The following is a 21,821-nucleotide window of genomic DNA, read 5'->3' as shown; positions in this document are numbered from 1 at the left end:
TCTAATGAGTTATCAAATCTTTGCACAAGTCTATGATGCTATTATGGATGAAACCCTCTACGATCGCTGGGGAGAATTTGTGGATAGTCAGCTTGTAAATAATAAACCAACAGTATTGGAACTGGCTTGTGGAACTGGAGCTTTAGCAGTAGCACTTTCTAAAAGAGGGTATGACGTAACAGGGCTAGATTTATCTGAAAACATGCTAAGTTTAGCTAATGAACGAGCTATGGAGGAACAAATAAGTCTACCTCTGATTCAAGCAGATATGATGGACCTGTCTGAAATTGGTCAATTTGGAGCGGTTACTTGTTTTTCGGATTCACTATGTTATATGCCTGATGAAGAGGCTGTTTCACAGGTTTTTCAGCAAGTATATAATGTACTAATGAAAAATGGAACGTTTCTGTTTGATGTTCATTCAATTTATCAAACAGATATTGTGTTCCCTGGCTATATGTTTAATGATCAATCAGAAGAAATTAGTTTTTTATGGAAAAGTTATGCGGGTGAAAAAGCCCATTCGGTTGAACATGATTTAACGTTCTTTGTACATGATAAAGAATTAGATCTCTATGATCGTTATGATGAAACACATAAAGAACGGACTTATCCATTGGAACAGTATAAAAGCATGCTTTTAAAAGCTGGATTTTCTTCAGTTGAAGTAAGCGCCGATTTTGGGAAGTCAGAAATAACAAAAGAAAGCCCACGGTGGTTTTTCATTTGTACTAAATAAATTGTTTATAAATTAGAAACTTTTTAATAAAAAACAGAAAAATCGACTAGGATTTTTCTGTTTTTTTTCATAATGTGTTCTAAAGAAAGGAGAGATACAATGTTAACAGAGGCTCATCATGTACTCAAAGAAATTTACGGTTTTCTAGAATTTAAAACTGGACAAAAAGAAGTTATTGAAAAAATATTACAAGGAAAAGATACACTAGCTATTATGCCTACAGGTGGCGGGAAATCTCTTTGCTACCAAATTCCTTCTCTCGTATTCGAAGGAGTGACAATAGTCGTATCACCACTTATTTCATTGATGAAAGATCAAGTGGATGCTTTAACAGAGTTAGGAATACCAGCGACCTATTTGAATAGTACCTTGACAGCTGCTGAGATGAATGTCCGGCTAAAAAAGGCAGTCAATGGAGATTATAAACTGATTTATGTTGCTCCAGAACGATTCCAAACAGAAGAAATCTTTTACTTGATGCATACGATAACTATTTCAATGATAGCCATCGATGAAGCGCATTGTATTTCGCAGTGGGGTCATGACTTTAGACCGAGTTATCTATCTTTAGGAGAGTCTATTCAACAATTAGATTATCGACCAATCGTATTGGCATTGACTGCTACAGCGACTCCAGTCGTTTCAAATGATATTATAAATTTATTAGGTATCCATTCAGATAATCGAGTGAAAACTGGGTTTGAGCGTGATAACTTAGCTTTTCAAGTAATCAAAGGACAAGAACGCAATCGGTTTTTATTAGATTATTTAACAGTAAATAAAGGTCAGTCAGGAATCGTCTACGCTAGTACACGTAAAGAAGTAGAGCGGATCTATGAATTGTTGAATGCTAAAAAGATCAAAGCGGGTAAATACCATGGTGGGTTAAAAGAAGATGAACGTAACAGTTGGCAAGAAAAGTTTCTTTACGATGAAGTGACTGTAATGGTTGCCACGAATGCATTTGGTATGGGTATCGATAAAAGCAATGTGCGATTTGTCATTCATTATCAGATACCTAAAAATATTGAAGCTTATTATCAAGAGGCTGGACGTGCAGGCAGAGATGGTCTACCAAGTGATGCAATTTTATTATTTTCTCCTCAAGATATGCAAATTCAAAAGTTTTTCATTGATCAATCAGAATTAAATGACGAATTAAAGAATCAAGAATACCGTAAATTAAGAGAAATGGCTCAATATGGTTCTACTCAGATTTGTTTACAGCGGTACATCGTTGAGTATTTTGGAGACAACTGTGGGGATTGTGGGAGATGCAGTAATTGTTTAGATGACCGTGAAGCTACAGATATCACTTTAGAGACTCAAAAAGTATTATCCTGTGTTAAGCGAATGGGTGAAACCTATGGGAAATCGCTTATTATGAAAGTATTGACAGGCTCTAAAGACAAAAAAGTCGCTCAATGGCATTTCGAAAAACTTTCAACTTATGGACTGATGAAGGGTGAACCTCAAAAAGAAGTAACCCAGTTAATCGATTATTTAACAGCTGAAAAATATTTATCTTCGACTGATGGACAATACCCCGTTTTAAAATTAACAGAAAAAGCTGTTGCCGTATTAAAAGGAGAAATGTCAGTCACTAGAAAACAAGCGAAAGTTGCACAAAAAGTAGCGGTTGATGATGTGTTGTTTGATCAGCTAAGAGAACTAAGACGTGCATTTGCTACAGATCAAAAAGTTCCGCCTTATGTTATTTTTTCAGATGAGACATTGCATCAAATGTGTGTATTAATGCCTCAAAACAAAGCAGAAATGCTAGAAGTAAAAGGTGTGGGTGAAAATAAGTTTGAAAAATATGGTGAAGCTTTTTTAACTTGTTTAAAGCAAGCTAAAGTAATGAATTAAAGAGAGGTCGCTCAATATGAAAAGCTGTGGTGTAGTTGTAGAATATAACCCTTTGCACAATGGACATGTTTACCATCTGAAGAAAGCAAGAGAAGTATCAGGTGCAGATATAATTATTGCTATTATGAGTGGGAATTTTCTACAACGCGGTGAACCGGCTATTGTAGATAAGTGGTCTCGAGCTCAGATGGCCTTAGCAGCCGGAGCGGATATTGTAATAGAACTACCGGTAGCTTTTAGTACACAACCAGCTGATTATTTTGCTAAAGGAGCGGTTGGGTTATTGCATGCCCTGAAATGTGAGGCTATTTGTTTTGGTTCTGAATCTGGTGAGAGTACGGACTATCAAAAGCTAGCTCAATTTTTAAAACAGCATACAGCTACTATCAATCAACGATTTAAAGAAAATAAAGATCCTGGACAGACTTATGCTTGGCAGATGGAGCAAGTTCTTAAAGAATTTATGCCTGTTCAGCCGGTTTCTCTTTCAACACCGAACAATATATTGGGATTAGCTTATACCAAAGAAAACTTGCTGTATGAAAAACCAATGGAACTGTACGCCATAAAAAGGGTAGGATCAGATTATCATGATAAAGAATTGATTGAGGGGGATTTTTCAAGTGCTACGGCTATTCGGGAAAAATTGCTTAGTTCTAAGCAAAAGAATGCGCTTGTTGAAAAAGTAAAGTTAAGTATGCCTGATCTCAGTTTTGAACTAGTAGCTTCAGATCCTTTAGTTAGTTGGGAAAACTATTGGCCATACTTGAAATATCAAATACAAGTTCAACCGCTTGAAGAGTTACGAAATGTGTATCAAGTAACAGAAGGTATTGAATACAGATTAAAAGCATACATTCAAGAAGCAGAAAGCTTTGAACAGTTTATTTCATTGGTGAAAAACAAAAGAGTGTCCTGGACTCGATTGCAACGTATCTGTGTGTATATTCTACTTCAATTAAAAAAAGAAGAAATGGTAGATGAATTAAAAAACCCCAAAGCCATACACTTATTAGGATTTAATCCTATTGGAAGAAATTATTTAAAAGAAATGAAAAATGTTTTCTCTTTACCATTGATGGCCAACGTAACAAAAAAAAACAAAAATTTATGGACATTAGATATAAAAGCAGGTAAAATTTATCAAATGGGCCAGATGGGTTTAATAAAAGAACAAGATTATTATCGTCAACCATTAAAAGTTGATTTTGAAAAAGCCTATGAAAACAAAGCCTAGCAAGAAAAGACTGTAAGGTAAAATACGTTGACAAAGGATTCATTCACTAGTATAATAATCCTTGTTGCTTTAGGAGTGATATATAATGAAATGGTCATTAAACGAATTGCAAAAATATCGCAATCAACCGTTAGTTTTCTCGGAAACTGTTGACTTAAAAAAACCGTTGATGAATCGAGAAAAGGAATTAATGGATGTTTCTCCGATTAATATAGAGGGAACACTCATTGTTCATGAGAAAGAAATCTTGCTTCATATGGTTGTTTCATTAAACGTGACACTACCCTCTGCAAGATCATTAAAACCAGTTTTGTTCCCTATGTCAATTGGAATAGATGAAATATATATTCCGCCTTCTGCTACTCCTGGATCTAAAATAGATAATGAGGAAGAGACAGTCATTCTTTTAGATAAAGATATGGTTGATCTGACTGATGCTATAACGGATGCAGTGTTGTTAAATCTCCCATTGCAAGTTTTTACGCAAGAGGAAGAAGAAGGACAAAAAATGCCTAGTGGAAATGATTGGCTGGTCGTTTCTGAAGATGAATATATTTCAGATTTAGAAACACAGAAATCAGAAACTGAGGATCCACGTTTTGCTGGTTTGAAAGATTTATTCAAGGATGAATCTGATAATCAGAAATAAGTATGTATTATAGGCTTCTTCCTAGCACAATTTTGTGCAGAGAAGCAACTTTTAAGGAGGTGTAAGGAATGGCAGTACCAGCAAGAAAAACATCAAAAGCTAAGAAAAACAGACGTCGTACTCATTATAAATTAGAAGTTCCAGGTATGAACGCATGCCCTAACTGTGGCGAATTGAAAAAAAGCCATCACGTTTGTGCATCATGTGGACATTACGATGGTAAAGAAGTAATCAGCAAAGAAGCTTAATTTTTGCACATTTCATCATGAGATGATTTGAAACCCCTTATTGAGACCATGGCTCAATAAGGGGTTTTTTTTTGATTTAACAAGAATAAGTAATTAAAAGTATACAAAAAAGAAAAATTACGTTAAATTTAAAAAAAGATCGTTTGGTATTATTTCTCGGTAAAGCCAAAATACATACCGATTGAATGGATATATTTAAAAAGGTGGGGTAAAAGTGGATTCTGGAACTTCTTTAATAATAGGTAAAGTAATTTTGTTTGGTTTACCCATTATTTTACTGATATTGTTTAGCAAGGCAGTACAGCGTCATTTTAAAAAACAAAATTCAACTATTATATTACCAGATTTACTAGTTCCTTTTTTAATTTTAGGCATTCATATTCTTAGTGAGTTAACCTATGAATTCTCTTTATTTCCATATTTTTTGATTTTTATTTTTAGTCTAGGAATTATTATTCTTTTGATTGTAGCGGCAAAAAAAGGCGAGATTCTATATAGAAGTTTTTTTAAAACTTATTGGCGATTCGTTTTTATTAGTTCAATCATAGCTTATTACGGATTAGTTATAGCCAATATAATTGTAAGTTTAAAATGAAGTGCAACAGTGTGTGAACCAATCTTTACTAATTATGTCGAAATTGTCATCAATTTTGTTAGTCAGACATATCTAGTAGTAAAAAATCTAAAAAGTGAGATAAGGACATATTGTTCTTATCTCACTTTTTTTTCGCGTAATTTAGGATGTGTTTGAAAATTAATAATTATTCTGATTTTTAAGTTAACTAAGAAAGGTGGCAGTGATTAAAATGACTATCGAACAACAAGAGCGACCTAACGAATCATGGATTTAAATAAAATAATCTTCTATTTTAAAGTTCTTCTAATTAAGGCTCGTTGCAGCTACTCAAATGAAAAATCGACCTTGAGTTACACGAACTAATGCTTGTTACGACTACTCGTCTCTTAACAAGATAGTTTTAAAATAGACCCTAGTAAAATGAAAAAATATACTACAGTAAAAACACTATAGAAAGTAGGATCAGGCTATTAACAAAACAAATATTACATTAATAAAAAAAATGTGTCTTTTTTGAATAATTGTGGAGGAAAGTGGGGCATTGTGGTAGACTAAAAATATCTAATTGGAGACTGAGGTGAGACAGCTATGCTAATGGGTGAACACAAGCACAATATCGATGCAAAAGGTCGTTTAATCATGCCATCAAAATTCCGATCCGATCTAGGTGAAAAATTTATTCTCACCCGCGGATTAGATGGATGTTTGTTTGGTTACCCAAAAGAATCATGGTCTGCTCTTGAAGAAAAGTTAAAACAGCTCCCTTTAGCAAAAAAAGAAGCTCGTGCTTTTACACGATTCTTTTACTCAGCAGCGGTTGAATGTGAATTAGATAAACAAGGAAGAATTAATATTCCTCAAACATTAAGAGAACATGCACAATTAGAAAGAGAATGTCATGTTATTGGTGTCTCTGAACGGATCGAAATTTGGAGTGAGACAAGATGGAACCAAGTTTCCCAAGATGCTGAAGAAATGTTTGATAGCATTGCTGAAGATATGATCGATTTTGGATTCTGATAACCGATTATCATAAAATTAAAAAATACTATGAAAAATAGTGAGTTAGGTAGGCGAAAGAATGACAGCATTTAATCATGAGACAGTCTTATTACGCGAAACCGTTGATGGGCTGTCGTTATCCCCAGAAGGCATTTATGTCGATTGTACGCTAGGTGGAGCCGGACATAGTGAATATTTATTATCACAATTGAATGAAAATGGGCACTTATATGCCTTTGACCAAGATGAGCGTGCAATTGAAAATGCAAAAGTTCGGTTGGCTGAATATGTAGAAAAAGGTATGATCACTTTTGTTAAAGCGAATTTTCGCTTTATAAAAGAAGAATTGAACAATTTAGGAGTAAATGAAGTAGATGGAATTTTATATGACTTAGGCGTGTCTTCTCCTCAATTAGATGAAGCAGAAAGAGGCTTTAGTTACCATCAAGATGCTCCGCTAGATATGCGGATGGATACTGATGCCCCGTTAACAGCTAAAGAAGTCATCAATGAGTGGTCTTATCACGATTTGATAAGAATTTTTTATCGCTATGGGGAAGAAAAATTTTCAAAACAAATTGCTCGTAAAATTGAAGCCGCTAGAGAAATAAAATCAATCGAAACAACAAGTGAATTAGTAGAACTGATTAAAGCAGGAATACCAGCACCAGCTAGAAGAAAAGGTGGGCATCCAGCAAAACGAGTATTTCAAGCTGTGCGAATCGCGGTTAATGATGAGTTATCTTCAGTCGAAGATTCTTTGGAGCAAGCGATTGATTTATTAGCAATAGGTGGACGAATTAGTGTGATTTCTTTTCATTCATTAGAGGACCGAATCGTTAAATCCATTTTTAAAGATCATTCAAAAGGCCCGGATTTGCCACGTGGATTGCCAGTTGTTCCAGATGGATTTTTACCAGAATTAAAATTAATTACTAGAAAACCAATTTTACCTTCGGAACAAGAGTTAGAAGTAAATAATCGTTCGAGAAGTGCCAAGTTACGAATTGCTGAAAAACAAAATAAACTAATGTAATCATTAGATGACAGAAAGGAAGGATTAAATATGGCATTAGAAAGTAATTTAGCTAGAAATCTTGAAGTCGAATTACCAATTCAGCCCCAGACGGTTCCTACTCCTAAAAAGGAAAGAATACATACTCCTTTAACTAAAAGAATAGGTATCACAAAAGGTGAAAAGTTACTTATAAGTTCTGTTTTAGTTATTTTGTTTGCTTTAGTTGCTGTCAGTATTTCATTGGAGATAACTATCGCTAGTACGAATCGTACACTGCAAGATACAACGACATCTATCAATGAATCAACAACGATCAATGAAAACTTAGAACAAGAAGTCCAAGAATTATCTAGGTATGATCGCGTATACGAAATAGCGAATAAATTTGGTTTAGATATGAATGAAGAAAATGTAAGGAATGTTATAAAATGAATAATAAAAATCCTTTAAAGAATAGAAAAAAAATCGTTATACTGTTGTTTTTCGGTACGATTGCTTTACTAATCTTTTTTGCGGGACGAATTGCATTTATAATGGTAAAAGGTGAAGTCAATGGGGAAAATTTATCTCAAAATCTAAACAATCTATACACAAGAAGTAGTGTCCTAGAAGCAAACCGAGGAACCATATACGATGTTGGGGGAGAATCGGTTGCATTGGACGCTACTTCTTATTCTTTAGTAGCTGTTTTAACGGATGAATGGTCTAACCCTGATGAACCTCAGCATGTAACTGACAAAGAAAAAACAGCTGAACTATTAGAAAAATACATCCCAATGAGTAAAAAAGATATTCTAGCTATATTGAATCAAAAAGACCTCAATCAAGTTGAGTTTGGTGAGGCAGGAAAAAATTTATCATTTGATACAAAGAAGAGCATTGAAGAAGAAAAATTGCCGGGAGTAGTCTTTGAAGAAACACCTACAAGACTTTATCCAAATGGCGTTTTTGCTTCACATCTAGTAGGCTATGCAGCACTGCCTTTTGGAGAAGAAGATGAAGAAGAAGTCTCTAGCACAGATTTAACTGGTATGATGGGAATTGAACTTGCTTATGATGATATTTTAAAAGGAACAGATGGTAAAACAATTTACCAAAAAGATAGTTTTGGTTATGTCATTCCTAATTCTGAAGTAGCAACGACAGAACCTGTAAATGGCGATGATATTTACTTGACGATAGATAAACGAATGCAAGTGTATATGGAAAATATTATGAGTGACATAGATGAAAAGTATAATTCAGCTATGGTAACAGCAACTTTGATAAACCCAGAAACAGGAGCTATTATTGCAACTTCGCAAAGACCAACTTTTAATGGTACAACAAAAGTTGGAATTGATCAATTATGGCAAAATCTATTAGTTGAGAATACTTTTGAACCTGGATCAACAATGAAAATCTTAACTTTAGCAGCAGCGGTGAGTGAAGGAGTCTTTGATCCAAATGCTTATTATGAGTCCGGAGTAAAAATGATTGGTAACGAGGCGATACATGACCATAATCCAGAAGGATGGGGAACGATTTCATATTTAGAAGGTCTAGCTCGTTCAAGTAATGTAGCATTCGCTAATTTAATGGAAAAAATGAGCCCAGAAACCTGGAAAGAGTACATGGATGCTTTTGGATTGGGACAAACAACCAACTCAGGTTTGGCTAATGAAGCAAAGGGATCAATTGGTTTTAATTATCCTTTAGAACAGGCTAATACAGCTTTTGGACAAGGATTAACAGTAACGGCGGTCCAAATGCTACAAGCTTTTACGGCAGTCGCAAATGATGGACAAATGATGAAGCCACAATATATAAGTAAATATGTTGATTCTGATACAGGCAAAGAAACGACTGTTGAACCTGAAGTGGTTGGCGAACCAATTACTGAAGAAGTAGCTCATCAAACATTAGAGTATTTAAAAGAGGTTGTTTATAATGAAAATGGCACTGGAGTAGACTATCAAATCGATGGTTACGAAATTGCTGCAAAAACTGGGACCGCAGAGATTGTTAATCCCGAAACAAAACAGTATTATAGTGGTGGAACCGATTATATTTATTCAGTAGCAGCTATGGCTCCAGCAGATGATCCTAAAGTAATACTTTACATCACTGTGCAACAGCCAGAAATTGAGGATGGAAGTACAACGGGAAGCGGAGTGGTTAAGGAGATTTATCATCCTATTATGAAACGGGCATTAGAATATTTGTCTTTGGGAGAAAAGGAAGATTCTGAAACAAATACTGTAGAAATGCCAAAAGTTACTGGAATGGTAAAAGAAGAAGCCCTTAAATCGTTAGAGGATACTCAGTTAAATGTGACCGTTGTGGGAAATGGTGATACAATAGTACAGCAATTACCATTACCTAATGAAACAACTATCGAGAACCAGCGGATAGTCTTGATGACAAATGGCGCAATGACGATGCCTGATATGATGGGCTGGTCAAAAAATGATGTTCTAAAAGTTTCTGAGATAACTGGATTAGAATTCGTATTTGAGGGTGAAGGCTATGTCGTTAGTCAAAACCTAGAACCAAATACAAATATGAATAGTGCGGATAAAATTACCATAAAATTAGAAACTCCACAAGAATAGAAAAAGGTGAAAATAGTGAAAGCAATAGAATTGATCAAACCATTAAAAACAACAAAAATTTCAATGGATATTTCCGATACTTTGGAAATAAAAAAGGTTACCCAAGATACGAGAGAAGTTGAACCAGGTTCGCTTTTTGTCTGTATTGTTGGTTCTCTTCAGAATGGACATAATCTTGCAAAAGAAGCTGTTGAAAAAGGAGCCATTTTATTAGTAGCAAGTGAACCAGTAGAGGTAACGGTTCCTGTTATTTATGTGAATAACACAATAAAAGCAATGGCCATTTTAGCAGCAACTTTTTATCATCATCCAAGTCAAGAGTTGCGGGTAATTGGTGTTACAGGTACAAATGGAAAAACAACCGTCACGCATCTTCTGGACTATATATTCCATGATCACAAAGAGAGAACGGGCGTCATTGGAACGATGTACCGTCGAATTGGTTCTGAGGTATACGAGACAAAAAATACAACACCTGATAGTATCACGTTACAAAAAACACTGCGTGAAATGCAAGAAAGTGGTGTAAGTACCTGTTCTATGGAGGTTTCTTCTCATTCATTAGTTCAAGGGAGAGTATGGGGAACCGATTTTGATATTGCTATATTTACTAATTTAAGCCAAGATCACCTAGAGTATCATCATACTATGGGGGAATATGCTGAAGCTAAGAGTCTATTATTTTCACAATTAGGTAACGGTTATCAACAAGATAAGGCTAAATTTGCTATTTTAAATTTTGATGATTTAGTGGGTAAAAGTTTTGAAGGAAAAACAGCAGCTCGTGTGTTTTCATATGGAATCGATCAACCAGCAGATTTTAGAGCAACTGATTTGAGTATCACAAATAAAGGAACACATTTTAAATTGAACTTTGAAAGTCGGGTATATGAAGTACAATTGCAATTAGTTGGTAAGTTCAACGTATCAAATGCACTAGCAGCGATTGCTGGAGCCTATGCTGCAGGACTAGAGTTGTCTTCTGTCATAAAGTCCATTGGTGAAATAAGTGGTGTAAGAGGACGTTTTGAACTAGTTAAGGGCAATCATGACTTTGCGGTAATTGTTGATTATGCACATACACCAGATGGTCTGCTGAACGTTTTAAATACAGTAAATGAAATTAAAACTGGTAACGTTTTTTGCGTAGTTGGATGTGGTGGAGACCGTGACCGTACTAAGAGACCGATAATGGCTAGGATTGCACAAGAAAACTCAAATACTGTAATTTTCACATCTGATAATCCGAGGACTGAAGACCCAATTGCAATATTAAATGAAGTGGTCGAAGGATTAGAAGAGGGAACATACCAATTGATTCCTGATAGAAGAGAAGCCATTCAAGCTGCTATAAAACAAGCAAAGGCAAATGATATTGTTATGATTGCTGGAAAAGGCCACGAAAACTATCAAATTATAGGTACTGAGAAAATTCATTTCGATGATGTTGAAGAAGCTAAAATAGCAATAGAATTAAAAAACAGCGATAATTAGGAGCGAAAAACAATGCAATGGACAGAAATGGTAATTGCAGTTGTGAGCGGATTTGCCTTAACTATTATGGCAATGCCAATCGTAATTGGATTTTTTAGAACAAAACAATTAGGCCAAACGACTAGAGATGAAGGTCCTAAATGGCATGAGATAAAAACAGGAACTCCAACAATGGGAGGAATCGTCTTTTTAATAGCAGCCATTATTTCGACTATTTGGGTAGCTATATGGCAAGATGTTTTTTCATTAGGAATTGGATTATCCTTATTCATCTTAATTCTTTATGGGTTGCTAGGATTCTTGGATGACTTTATAAAAGTATTTAAAAAAAGAAATCTTGGATTAACTTCTAAACAAAAACTAATTGGTCAAATAGTCGGTGGGCTGCTCTTCTTTATTGCTTACCGCTATGATGGACTCCCCACTGAATTAGCTTTTCCATTTTTAGGTGTAATTGATATCGGCTGGTTATATGGATTATTCATCATTTTTTGGCTAGTTGGATTTTCAAATGCTGTTAACTTAACAGATGGTTTAGATGGACTAGTGGCTGGAACAGCAAGCATTGCTTATGGTGCATATGCAATCATCGCTTGGAATCAACAACAGATAGATATTTTAATTATTTGTTTAACAATCATTGGTAGCTTGATAGGCTTTTTCTTCTTTAATAAAAAACCTGCTAAAATATTCATGGGCGATGTTGGTTCTCTAGCATTAGGTGGTGGTCTAGCAGCAATCTCAATTTTACTGCATCAAGAATGGTCACTTCTTTTGATAGGTTTTGTATTCGTTATGGAAACAGCTAGTGTTATGATCCAAGTGACTTCTTTTAAATTGAGAGGTAAAAGAGTGTTTAAAATGAGCCCTATTCATCACCATTTTGAGATGAGTGGCTGGAGCGAATGGCGTGTTGTTTTAACTTTCTGGGCTATTGGTTTAATTGCTACGGTAGCTTGTCTACTCATAATCCTGTAATGCTCACTTTAAGAGTATAACTACTTTTTAAATTAAAGATTTACTTATTTTTAAGAAAAAGAGGTCTATAAATGAAAAAAATAAAACGTTATGAGAATAAAAAAATATTGGTTTTAGGTTTAGCACTAAGTGGAGTGAACGCAGCTAAATTGCTTCATACCTTAGGTGCACTAGTGACTGTCAATGATTATAAAAAATTCGATGAAAATCCTCAAGCACAAGAATTATTAGAGTCGGGTATACGAGTAGTAACAGGAGGACATCCGGTTGAGTTGCTAGATGAAGATTTTGAATGGGTCGTTAAAAATCCAGGTATTATGTATAATAATCCTATTATTATAAGAGCAATCGAAAAAGGGATACCGGTTATTACTGAGGTTGAATTAGCTTATGAAGTAGCTGAGAGCATGGTTATTGGGATTACAGGTACAAATGGAAAAACAACAACTACAACGATGATTGCTGAGTTGCTAAATGCAGAACGTTCAAAAGGACAAGCTTATGTTGCTGGAAATATTGGGACACCGGCTAGTCTTGTTGCTCAAAAAGCAACTGCAGATGACGAGATCATTATAGAATTATCTAGTTTTCAGTTGATGGGTATCACTGAATTGAAACCGCATATTGCAGTGATTACAAATATTTACTCGGCCCATTTAGATTATCATGGGACGAGAGAAGAATATGTAACAGCTAAAATGAATATCACGAAAAACCAAACTAAAGAAGATTACTTAATTATAAACTGGGATCAACCTGAGTTAAGAAAGCTGTCTAAAAATAGTAAAGCTGTAATTATTCCTTTTTCAAGAAAAGAAATTTTAGATAATGGTGTATATTTACAGGATGATGTTATTTATTATCAAGGAGAGCCTGTGATGGCTAAAGAGAACATCTTGATTCCTGGTGATCATAATGTCGAAAATGCTATGGCAGCTATTGCAGTTGCTAAATTATTGAATCAAAAAAATGGTGTCATCCGGACAAGTCTTGAGAAATTTACAGGTGTAAAACACCGGACTCAATTTGTAACAGAGTTTAAAGAGAGACGTTTTTATAACGATTCAAAAGCAACTAATATTTTGGCAACAGAAAGCGCCCTAAAAGGTTTTGACTCACCAGTTATTTTATTAGCAGGTGGTTTGGATCGAGGAAATGATTTTGATGAATTGATTCCAGCTATGAGCGGAAAAGTAAAAGCTTTGATTGTTTTCGGAGAAACGGCAATGAAGTTGAGTGAGACTGGTGAAAAAGCTGGGATCTCGACGATTCTTTCAGTTCAAAATGTTGAGGCTGCTGTACTTGCAGCTTACAAATTAAGCGAACCGAATGATGTTGTTCTATTATCTCCTGCTTGTGCCAGTTGGGATCAATACCGAAGTTTTGAGGTTCGTGGGGATGCTTTTATCCATTCCGTTGAGCAATTAGTAGAAGAAGCAATAGAAGAGGGGGAATAGGCCAACTGGTCTAACAACTTATGAAAATATTACTGTCCGGTGGTGGGACTGGAGGACATGTGTATCCAGCACTCGCACTAATGCGTCGTATACAAGAAGTAGACCCAACAGCCGAGTTTCTGTATGTTGGAACTGAAAAAGGTCTAGAAAGTAAGATTGTAAAAAACTATGGCATACCTTTTGCTTCTGTAGAAATAAAAGGGTTTAAGCGCTCATTGTCTTTGGACACCTTCAAAACGGTTCGAATGTTTATTAGCAGTATTAGTCAAGCAAAAAAAATTGTTAAGAAATTCCAACCTGATATTGTAATTGGGACAGGTGGGTATGTGTGTGCTCCAATAGTATATGCTGCCTCGAAATTAGGAATTCCAAGTATCATACATGAACAAAATAGCGTTGCAGGTATAACAAATAAATTTTTATCACGATACGTTACTAAAATTGCCATTTGTTTTGAAGAAGTAAAAAAAGACTTTGCTAACTATCCTGAAAAAATATGCTTTACTGGTAACCCTAGAGCACAAGAAGTAAGTAATGTAGAAAAGAAAGCGGCGTTAGAAGAATATAATTTAGATTCTGAACAACCGACCGTTCTAATTTTTGGCGGAAGCAGGGGAGCAAAAAGAATCAATGACGCTTTTATTGAAGCTCTACCTATGTTGGCCACTAAAAACTACCAAGTATTGATGGTTACAGGAGATATCCATTACGAAAACATTCAAAGTCAATTAGTAAAAATAAAAAATGATAAATTTAATATTTCGGTGGTATCGTATATTCCAAATATGCCAGAAGTTTTTACAACAGTTTCACTGGTTGTTTCAAGAAGTGGTGCTACAACATTAGCGGAACTTACAGCGTTAGGCTTGCCTAGCATATTGATCCCTAGTCCGTATGTCACAAATGATCATCAAACAAAGAATGCCGAAAGTTTAGCGAACAAAGGTGCTGCAAAACTAATTAAAGAAGAATCATTAACAGGTGAAAAATTAGTACAGACACTGGATGAGTTGATGTTGAACTCAGAAAAGCGTCAAGAGATGGCCAAAAATGCTAAAAAAATAGGTATGCCACTTGCTTCAGATCGATTAATTGAAGTGATAAATGGAATCATGAAAAAATAATTTTTAGAGAGGAGGATAGGTGCATGAAAAAAGAGAATAAAAAACAAAATAAACAAATCAAATTGCATCTTTCTTCCTTGAAAAAAAGAGGGAAACAAACAACTGAATCAACTATTGATCAACAGGTAGATCAAATAAAAAAAACAAAAGAGCCATCAAATAAAAAGCCAAAGTCATTTGAGAATACTTTACAAAAACTAAAAAAACAACGTCAAAAAAAATTAACTATAAGATTGACTATGCTGATTTTATTATTTTCATTTGCAATTTTAATAGTTGTGTATTTCGTAAGCTCATTAAGCAAAGTTGATATTATTTCTGTTAGCGGATCAAAAGAAGTAGCAGATCAAGAAATAATTGATGTTAGTCAAATTAAAGCTGGAGATGATTTTTGGAAAATTTTCTTTGAAAGAAAAGAAATTTCAGAAAAGATTTTCTCGGAATTGCCACAAGTGAAATCTGCAGAAATTAATTTTGGAGGCTTGAATGATTACACAATAGAAATTGAAGAGTACCAAACAGTTGCTTATTTAGCTGAAGATAATAAGTACTACAATATTCTTGAAAATGGAAAAATTGTAAATGAAAGTAGAAAAGTATCTATTGGAAATCCACCAATATTTAAAAATTTTGAAGAAAGTAAAGCTTTAAGTACAATCATCGTTCAATACGAGTTATTAAACGAGAATATTCAAAACAGTATTTCAGAGATTGAAAATACACCAAGCAACATTGATGATCATCTGATTAAACTGTATATGAATGATGGTAATGAAGTGATTGCATCTATTCCTTCCTTTGCTGAAAAAATGGTTTATTATCCTGATATGGTGAAAAAAATAGGAGATCAAAAAGGAACTTTTAATATTGAAGTAGGAGCTTATTTTTCTCCCTTTGAGTACACTGAGGAAGAAAAAGAAACACCAGAATCAAAAATAACGTCTGATGAAAACAGCGTAGAACTCAATTTAGACGAGTAAATTGAGTTCTACAAAATAAGTAGATGATGTTTGATATAAACAGAAAAAAATAAAGGAAATACTTCGTAAATTGATAACGCTTATGTTAAAATTGGTATTACTATAGGTTTTAATAAAAAATAATGATATAGGAGGTTTCAATGAATGCGAGCTACTGAAATGTATGTAAGTCTAGATATTGGAACCACTTCAATAAAAGTAGTTGTAGCTGAATATAATAATGGCCAAATGAATATTATTGGAGTAGGAAATGAAAAGTCAGAAGGTTTAAATCGCGGAATCATCGTTGATATTGATAAAACTGTACAATCAATTAATAAAGCTATTAAACAAGCAGAACAAAAAGCAAATGTAGATATTTATAATGTTGTGGTCGGTATTCCAAGTAATTCTGTTGAAATAGAAACTTGCCATGGAATGATAGCAGTATCGGGAGAGAATCGAGAAATTACTGAAGTAGATGTTCAGAACGTTTTGGCAGCTGCAATGGTAAAATCAGTTCCACCTGAAAGAGAAATTTTAACTATTTTACCTGAAGAGTTTATTGTTGATGGTTTTGATGGCATCAAAGATCCAAGAGGAATGATTGGTGTCCGGCTAGAAATGTATGCTGTTATGTTGACCGGACCTAAAACAATCATTCATAATACAAAACGTTGTGTAGAAAAAGCGGGTTTGCAAATTCAAAATATTGTTATGCAACCTCTAGCAGCAAGTAGTGTAGCTATGTCTAGCGGTGAACGAGATTTTGGTACAATTTTAGTAGATATGGGAGGTGGACAAACAACTGCTTCAGTTATGCATGACCATCAGTTGAAATACACATATGTAGATCAAGAAGGTGGAGATTACGTAACGAAGGATATATCAGTTGTTTTAAATACCACTATCGAAAATGCTGAAAGAATCAAGCGTGACTATGGATATGCTTTACCTGAAGAAACTTCTCAAGAAGAAAAATTTCCAGTAGAAGTGATTGGCAAAAGCCAGCCCGTAAAAATAGATGAGCGTTATTTGTCAGAAATTATAGAAGCACGTTTGATTCAAATTTTTGAAAAAATCAAAAATGAGTTGGACAAAGTAGGAGCAAGAGATTTACCAGGAGGAGTTATCTTAACTGGAGGAGCTGCTGCTATACCTGGTATAGTAGAATTGGCTGAAGACATTTTTGAAATCCCAGTGAAAATTTACATACCTAATCAAATGGGTATGCGCTATCCAGCCTTTACGACTGGGATAGGATTGATCCAGTACGAAGCCAACTTAGATGAAATCAATCAAATTGTTAAAGAATATCAATTAGGCATTACGAAAAAAGAAAATACTTCGAATAATGCTAAATTAGAATACACAGCAGAAGATGATGAAACAGGTCCCTTAGAATTTGAAAAAGAAAAACGTGTAAAGAAAAAAGAAGACAAATGGAGCAATAAGGCCAAAAGCTTTATCTCGAATTTCTTTGATTAAACAAATATATGCAAACAGTAGTAGGAGGAAATGGAATGGACTTAGAATTTGATACAAATCCAGCTAATGGAGCGATAATTAAAGTAATAGGTGTTGGTGGAGCGGGTAATAACGCTGTTAACCGTATGATTGATGAAAATGTACAAGGTGTAGAATTTATTGTAGTAAATACCGACTTACAAGCACTAGCAGGTTCAAATGCCGAAATTAAAATCCAATTAGGGCCCAAATTAACACGCGGACTCGGAGCAGGGGCAAATCCTGAAATCGGACGTAAAGCAGCAGAAGAAAGCGAAGAACAAATTGCTGAAGCCTTGCGTGGAGCAGATATGATTTTTGTAACTGCTGGTATGGGTGGCGGAACAGGTACGGGTGCTGCACCAATTGTGGCTCGTATTGCTAAAGAACAAGGCGCTTTAACAGTAGGTGTCATTACGAGACCCTTTACTTTTGAAGGACCTAAACGTGGACGCTTCGCTGCGGAAGGCGTAGCACAAATGAAAGAGCATGTAGATACTTTAGTTATTATTTCTAACAATCGTTTATTAGAAATGGTTGATAAAAAAACGCCAATGCTTGAAGCATTCCATGAAGCGGATAACGTTTTGCGACAAGGTGTACAAGGAATTTCAGATTTAATTACAGCTCCTGGATATGTGAATTTAGATTTTGCTGATGTAAAAACAGTGATGGAAAACCAAGGTTCAGCATTGATGGGTATCGGTATGGCTAGCGGTGAAAATCGTACAGTTGAAGCGACTAAAAAGGCGATATCTTCTCCACTATTAGAAGTTTCAATTGATGGAGCAGAATCTGTATTGTTAAATATTACGGGTGGCTCTGATTTGACTTTGTTTGAAGCACAAGATGCATCGGACATCGTTTCAGCAGCATCTACTACGGAAGTGAATATCATTTTTGGAACTTCTATTAACGAAAACTTAGGTGATGATGTTATCGTAACGGTTATTGCAACTGGTATCGATGCAGGTAAAATGAAAGAAGTAAAACCACAAACAAGCGAAAGAAATAGAAATAGCTCTGCACAAAGAAGTAATCCTGAAACTTCAGCTGTGCAATCTGAGCACACAAAAGATCCTTTTGGTGATTGGGATATTCGTCGTGAACCTAGTTTACGTGATCAAAGAGTTAAAACTCAATCAAATGATTTGAATCAACAAAATGAGAACCCTGAATTTGATATTTTTAAACGAGAAGAAAAGAAAGACCAAAATAATCATCAAGATGAGGATAATCTTGATACTCCTCCATTCTTCAGAAGACGTCGTAAATAAAAATGAGTTCGGTAAAAGAAAATAGTCGAAAGATTGAGCAAATGTTAAATCTTTCACTGGAAAAATCCAATCGAAAACGTTCTGATGTACAAGTTATTGCAGTAACTAAAAGTGTCTCTAGTGAGCAAGCTTTAGCTGCAATTGAAGAAGGTTATGACCATCTTGCTGAAAATCGACCAGAAGGATTAGATTTGAAGCAAAAAGAGTTGAATGATCAACGACTAGTTTGGCATTTTATTGGAAATTTACAAACAAGAAAAGTGAAAAAAGTAATCAATAAAATTGATTACTTTCACGCTCTTGATCGTTTATCTTTAGCTGAAGAGATTGAAAAGAGAGCAGAGAAATCTGTCTCTTGTTTTGTTCAAGTTAATGTAACTGGTGAAGAAACGAAAAGTGGAATAAGTCCGAATCAACTGGATGATTTCATAAAAAGTCTCTCACAGTATTCAAAAATAAAAGTGGTAGGTTTAATGACGATAGCGCCATTAAATGCTAGCGAAACGGTTATCCGTTCTGCTTTTGTTGTTTTAAGAAAATTGCAAGAATCAATTAAAGATAAAGCCCTACCATACGCACCTTGTACTGAACTTAGTATGGGGATGAGTAAAGATTACACAATAGCTGTTGAAGAAGGAGCAACTTTTGTTCGAATTGGAACGTCTTTTTTTGAATAAGAATCGATTGAAAAAATAGAATCGATTTAAAAAGGAGGACTTTAAATGGGCATGATAAATAATTTCACTCAATTTTTCGGGTTAAATGATGAAGAAGAGTTTGAAATAGAAAAAGCAGCAAATAATAAGGAAAAGACTTCAACTAAGGTTAGAGAAAATGAAGAAAAACATGAAGTTAAAAATCAACGTGCTTTGAATACACGTCGCGAATCTGCAAAAACAAATAAAGTTGTGGCAATGAAAAATCCGGAAAATCCTTATCAATCAAAAATTGTTGTCTTTGAACCTAGAGTTTACTCCGAAGTTCAAGAAATAGCAGATTTCCTACTGAGTAATCAATCAGTAATTTTAAATTTTACTCGTATTGAAGAAGATCAAGCTAAAAGAATCGTTGATTTTTTAACGGGTACGATTTATGCTATAAGTGGTGATATTCAACGAGTTGGAGAAGAAATTTTCTTGTGTACTCCTAAAAATGTTGAAATTGATGGTGTCATATCAGATGTAATGCAAGAAAAAGATTTTTATTAAAGAAAAGAGGAAAAACAGATAGTGGATTATTTATCGTTATTATATACAGTACTTTCTAGAGGCTTAGATATATATTCTACACTAATTATAGTTTATATTTTGATGTCTTGGTTTCCTGGGGCTTATCAATCTAAGTTTGGCCAAATATTATCAACGATTTGTGAGCCATATTTAAATTTCTTTAGAAGATTTATTCCGCCAATTGGTATGATAAACTTTTCAGGAATTGTTGCATTGATTGTTTTAAATTTAGCTAAAAGTGGATTGTTTTCACTCTTTCAGTTGATTGCTAGGATTATTTCTTAAATGAAGGAGGTGTTTTTCTTATGATTGAAAATGTTTACCAACATTTTAGAAAAGAAGAGCAAGCCTTTATTGATAACGTTATAGGATGGATAAGAAGTGTAGAAGATCAATATACTCCCTATTTAACAAATTTTTTAGATCCTCGCCAATTGCATATCGTAAAAACAATAGTTGGAAAAAATGATGAAATCACTATTCATTCTTTTGGTGGATATGAAGCGGCAGAGAGAGTGAGAGCTTTCATCTGTCCTGCGTATTTCACGCCAAAACAGGAAGATTTTGAGATAACTATCTTTGAGATACGATACCCTATAAAATTTGCTTCATTATCACATGGAAAAGTATTAGGTACATTGCTTTCGACTGGGTTAAAAAGAGATTATTTTGGCGATATTATATCAGATGGAGCACGTTGGCAAGTGTTTGTTGAAAATTCAACAAAAAGTTACATTGAGCAACAAGTTATTAGTATTGGAAAAGTTGCCGTTCGAATAGAAGAAAAAAATTATACAGATATTTTATTACCGGTAGATAATTGGACGATTGAAAGTCAAACGGTTTCATCAATGCGTTTAGATACGCTTGTTTCTAGTGTATTCAAAATCTCTAGACAACGGGCTAAACAAATGATTGAATCAGGTAAAGTAAAGCTGAATTGGGTAGAATTAAACCGACCTGATTTTGAAATTGGTTTATTAGATATTGTTTCAGTTCGTGGATATGGGCGATTACAGGTACAAGAAATTGAAGGCAAAACAAAGAAAGATAAATGGCGTCTTCAATTAGGTATCTTGTATAAATAATGATCAACTCATTTACATCTGGGAAAGTTTATGCTAGTTTAATACTAAAGTACGTTAAATTTAAAAATTGGAGGTGTCTTATATGGTGTTGACTCCCTTAGACATACATAACAAAGAGTTCCCTGTCAAGATGCGAGGCTATGATCAAGATCAAGTGAATGATTATTTAGATCAAATCATTAAAGATTACGAAATGGTTTTAAAAGAAAAACGTGAATTAGAAAAAGAATTGCAATTTTCTGAAGAGAAAGTAGGCCATTTTAACAATCTTCAGGATGCTTTAAATAAATCAATTATCGTTGCTCAAGATGCAGCTGATAGGCTAAGAGAAAATGCAGCAAAAGAAGCAAATATTATTGGTCTTGAGGCTGAAAAGAATGCTGATCGTTTATTAGATGAAGCTGTTTCTAAAGCTCGAAAAATCACAGCAGAAACAGATGAACTAAGGAAACAAAGCAGAGTCTTTAAACAACGTTTACAGATTATGATAGAGTCACAGTTAGAAATGGTCAAAAATTCTGAATGGGATGATTTACTAAAACCTATAGAAGAAGAAGTACTGAATATTCCTACATTAAAAGAAATCCTATCCAGTGTTAGCGAAAGTGAAAAAAACTCAGTCAATACTAATGTGGAATCAATTAATGAAACACTAGTGATTAGTACTGAAGATACAGAAAATAGTCATGAAGAAGAACAATCTTCAGAAGAAGGTACATTACCAGCAATCGAGTTTCCTAAATAAAGTAAATCAGTGAATGGAATATAAAAACGAT

22 protein-coding genes are annotated in these 21,821 nt (G+C 34.4%); all 22 read left to right on the top strand.

Annotation, left to right across the window (positions count from 1 at the left end):
* Positions 1–4: 4 nt before the first annotated feature.
* The 22 genes from BP17_RS09005 to BP17_RS08900 all read left to right on the top strand — a co-directional run bounded on the left by BP17_RS09005 (position 5) and on the right by BP17_RS08900 (position 21,790).
* Complete coding sequence (locus BP17_RS09005) at positions 5–739, top strand: class I SAM-dependent DNA methyltransferase (RefSeq protein WP_035053645.1); 735 nt, start codon at positions 5–7, stop codon at positions 737–739.
* Positions 740–838: 99 nt separating this feature from the next.
* Positions 839–2,608, top strand: coding sequence for a DNA helicase RecQ (recQ, locus tag BP17_RS09000; RefSeq protein ID WP_035053641.1), 1,770 nt, complete (start codon positions 839–841; stop codon positions 2,606–2,608).
* A 16-nt stretch (positions 2,609–2,624) separates the two neighbouring features.
* Complete coding sequence (locus tag BP17_RS08995; RefSeq protein ID WP_035053639.1) at positions 2,625–3,845, top strand: nucleotidyltransferase; 1,221 nt, start codon at positions 2,625–2,627, stop codon at positions 3,843–3,845.
* Between the two features lie 85 nt (positions 3,846–3,930).
* On the top strand, positions 3,931–4,494 hold the full coding sequence (locus BP17_RS08990) for a YceD family protein (protein ID WP_035053638.1): 564 nt from the start codon (positions 3,931–3,933) through the stop codon (positions 4,492–4,494).
* Between the two features lie 68 nt (positions 4,495–4,562).
* Entirely contained in the window at positions 4,563–4,742 is a 180-nt protein-coding gene (gene rpmF / locus BP17_RS08985) for a 50S ribosomal protein L32 (RefSeq protein WP_034548189.1), read from the top strand.
* A 214-nt stretch (positions 4,743–4,956) separates the two neighbouring features.
* Entirely contained in the window at positions 4,957–5,337 is a 381-nt protein-coding gene (locus BP17_RS08980) for a DUF3397 domain-containing protein (protein WP_035053637.1), read from the top strand.
* Positions 5,338–5,907: 570 nt separating this feature from the next.
* Positions 5,908–6,339: a division/cell wall cluster transcriptional repressor MraZ gene (mraZ, locus tag BP17_RS08975; protein WP_035053636.1), complete on the top strand. Its 432-nt coding sequence runs from the start codon at positions 5,908–5,910 to the stop codon at positions 6,337–6,339.
* A 61-nt stretch (positions 6,340–6,400) separates the two neighbouring features.
* Positions 6,401–7,357: a 16S rRNA (cytosine(1402)-N(4))-methyltransferase RsmH gene (gene rsmH, locus BP17_RS08970; RefSeq protein ID WP_035053635.1), complete on the top strand. Its 957-nt coding sequence runs from the start codon at positions 6,401–6,403 to the stop codon at positions 7,355–7,357.
* 30 nt (positions 7,358–7,387) lie between these two features.
* Entirely contained in the window at positions 7,388–7,771 is a 384-nt protein-coding gene (gene ftsL / locus BP17_RS08965; protein ID WP_035053633.1) for a cell division protein FtsL, read from the top strand.
* The gene (locus BP17_RS08960) at positions 7,768–9,933 is read left to right on the top strand and encodes a penicillin-binding transpeptidase domain-containing protein (protein ID WP_035053631.1); all 2,166 of its coding nucleotides are present in this window, start codon (positions 7,768–7,770) and stop codon (positions 9,931–9,933) included. Before ftsL ends, BP17_RS08960 begins: the two co-directional genes overlap by 4 nt.
* Before the next feature lie 15 nt (positions 9,934–9,948).
* On the top strand, positions 9,949–11,427 hold the full coding sequence (locus BP17_RS08955; RefSeq protein ID WP_035053629.1) for a UDP-N-acetylmuramoyl-L-alanyl-D-glutamate--2,6-diaminopimelate ligase: 1,479 nt from the start codon (positions 9,949–9,951) through the stop codon (positions 11,425–11,427).
* A gap of 12 nt (positions 11,428–11,439) precedes the next feature.
* Entirely contained in the window at positions 11,440–12,405 is a 966-nt protein-coding gene (mraY, locus tag BP17_RS08950; protein WP_035053625.1) for a phospho-N-acetylmuramoyl-pentapeptide-transferase, read from the top strand.
* Positions 12,406–12,476: 71 nt separating this feature from the next.
* Positions 12,477–13,862 carry a UDP-N-acetylmuramoyl-L-alanine--D-glutamate ligase gene (gene murD / locus BP17_RS08945; protein WP_035053622.1) on the top strand — a complete coding sequence of 462 codons (1,386 nt, stop codon included), beginning with the start codon at positions 12,477–12,479 and terminating at the stop codon, positions 13,860–13,862.
* A gap of 20 nt (positions 13,863–13,882) precedes the next feature.
* Complete coding sequence (murG, locus tag BP17_RS08940; protein ID WP_035053620.1) at positions 13,883–14,986, top strand: undecaprenyldiphospho-muramoylpentapeptide beta-N-acetylglucosaminyltransferase; 1,104 nt, start codon at positions 13,883–13,885, stop codon at positions 14,984–14,986.
* 23 nt (positions 14,987–15,009) lie between these two features.
* Positions 15,010–15,966, top strand: coding sequence for a cell division protein FtsQ/DivIB (locus BP17_RS08935; protein WP_035053617.1), 957 nt, complete (start codon positions 15,010–15,012; stop codon positions 15,964–15,966).
* A gap of 144 nt (positions 15,967–16,110) precedes the next feature.
* The gene (ftsA, locus tag BP17_RS08930) at positions 16,111–17,433 is read left to right on the top strand and encodes a cell division protein FtsA (RefSeq protein WP_035053615.1); all 1,323 of its coding nucleotides are present in this window, start codon (positions 16,111–16,113) and stop codon (positions 17,431–17,433) included.
* A gap of 35 nt (positions 17,434–17,468) precedes the next feature.
* Positions 17,469–18,728, top strand: coding sequence for a cell division protein FtsZ (gene ftsZ / locus BP17_RS08925; RefSeq protein ID WP_035053612.1), 1,260 nt, complete (start codon positions 17,469–17,471; stop codon positions 18,726–18,728).
* Positions 18,729–18,730: 2 nt separating this feature from the next.
* Complete coding sequence (locus tag BP17_RS08920; RefSeq protein WP_035053610.1) at positions 18,731–19,405, top strand: YggS family pyridoxal phosphate-dependent enzyme; 675 nt, start codon at positions 18,731–18,733, stop codon at positions 19,403–19,405.
* Positions 19,406–19,450: 45 nt separating this feature from the next.
* On the top strand, positions 19,451–19,936 hold the full coding sequence (locus tag BP17_RS08915; RefSeq protein WP_035053608.1) for a cell division protein SepF: 486 nt from the start codon (positions 19,451–19,453) through the stop codon (positions 19,934–19,936).
* Positions 19,937–19,957: 21 nt separating this feature from the next.
* A complete protein-coding gene (locus tag BP17_RS08910; protein ID WP_035053606.1) occupies positions 19,958–20,242 on the top strand; it encodes a YggT family protein in 285 nt (94 codons plus the stop codon).
* Positions 20,243–20,262: 20 nt separating this feature from the next.
* Entirely contained in the window at positions 20,263–21,045 is a 783-nt protein-coding gene (locus BP17_RS08905) for a YlmH family RNA-binding protein (RefSeq protein ID WP_035053603.1), read from the top strand.
* An 82-nt stretch (positions 21,046–21,127) separates the two neighbouring features.
* On the top strand, positions 21,128–21,790 hold the full coding sequence (locus BP17_RS08900; RefSeq protein ID WP_035053601.1) for a DivIVA domain-containing protein: 663 nt from the start codon (positions 21,128–21,130) through the stop codon (positions 21,788–21,790).
* The last annotated feature ends 31 nt before the right edge of the window (positions 21,791–21,821 follow it).

The sequence above is a fragment of the Carnobacterium pleistocenium FTR1 genome (assembly GCF_000744285.1).
Lineage (GTDB): Bacteria > Bacillota > Bacilli > Lactobacillales > Carnobacteriaceae > Carnobacterium_B > Carnobacterium_B pleistocenium.
Note: the sequence above shows the minus strand (reverse complement) of the source record. Positions and strands in the feature narration are given on the sequence as shown.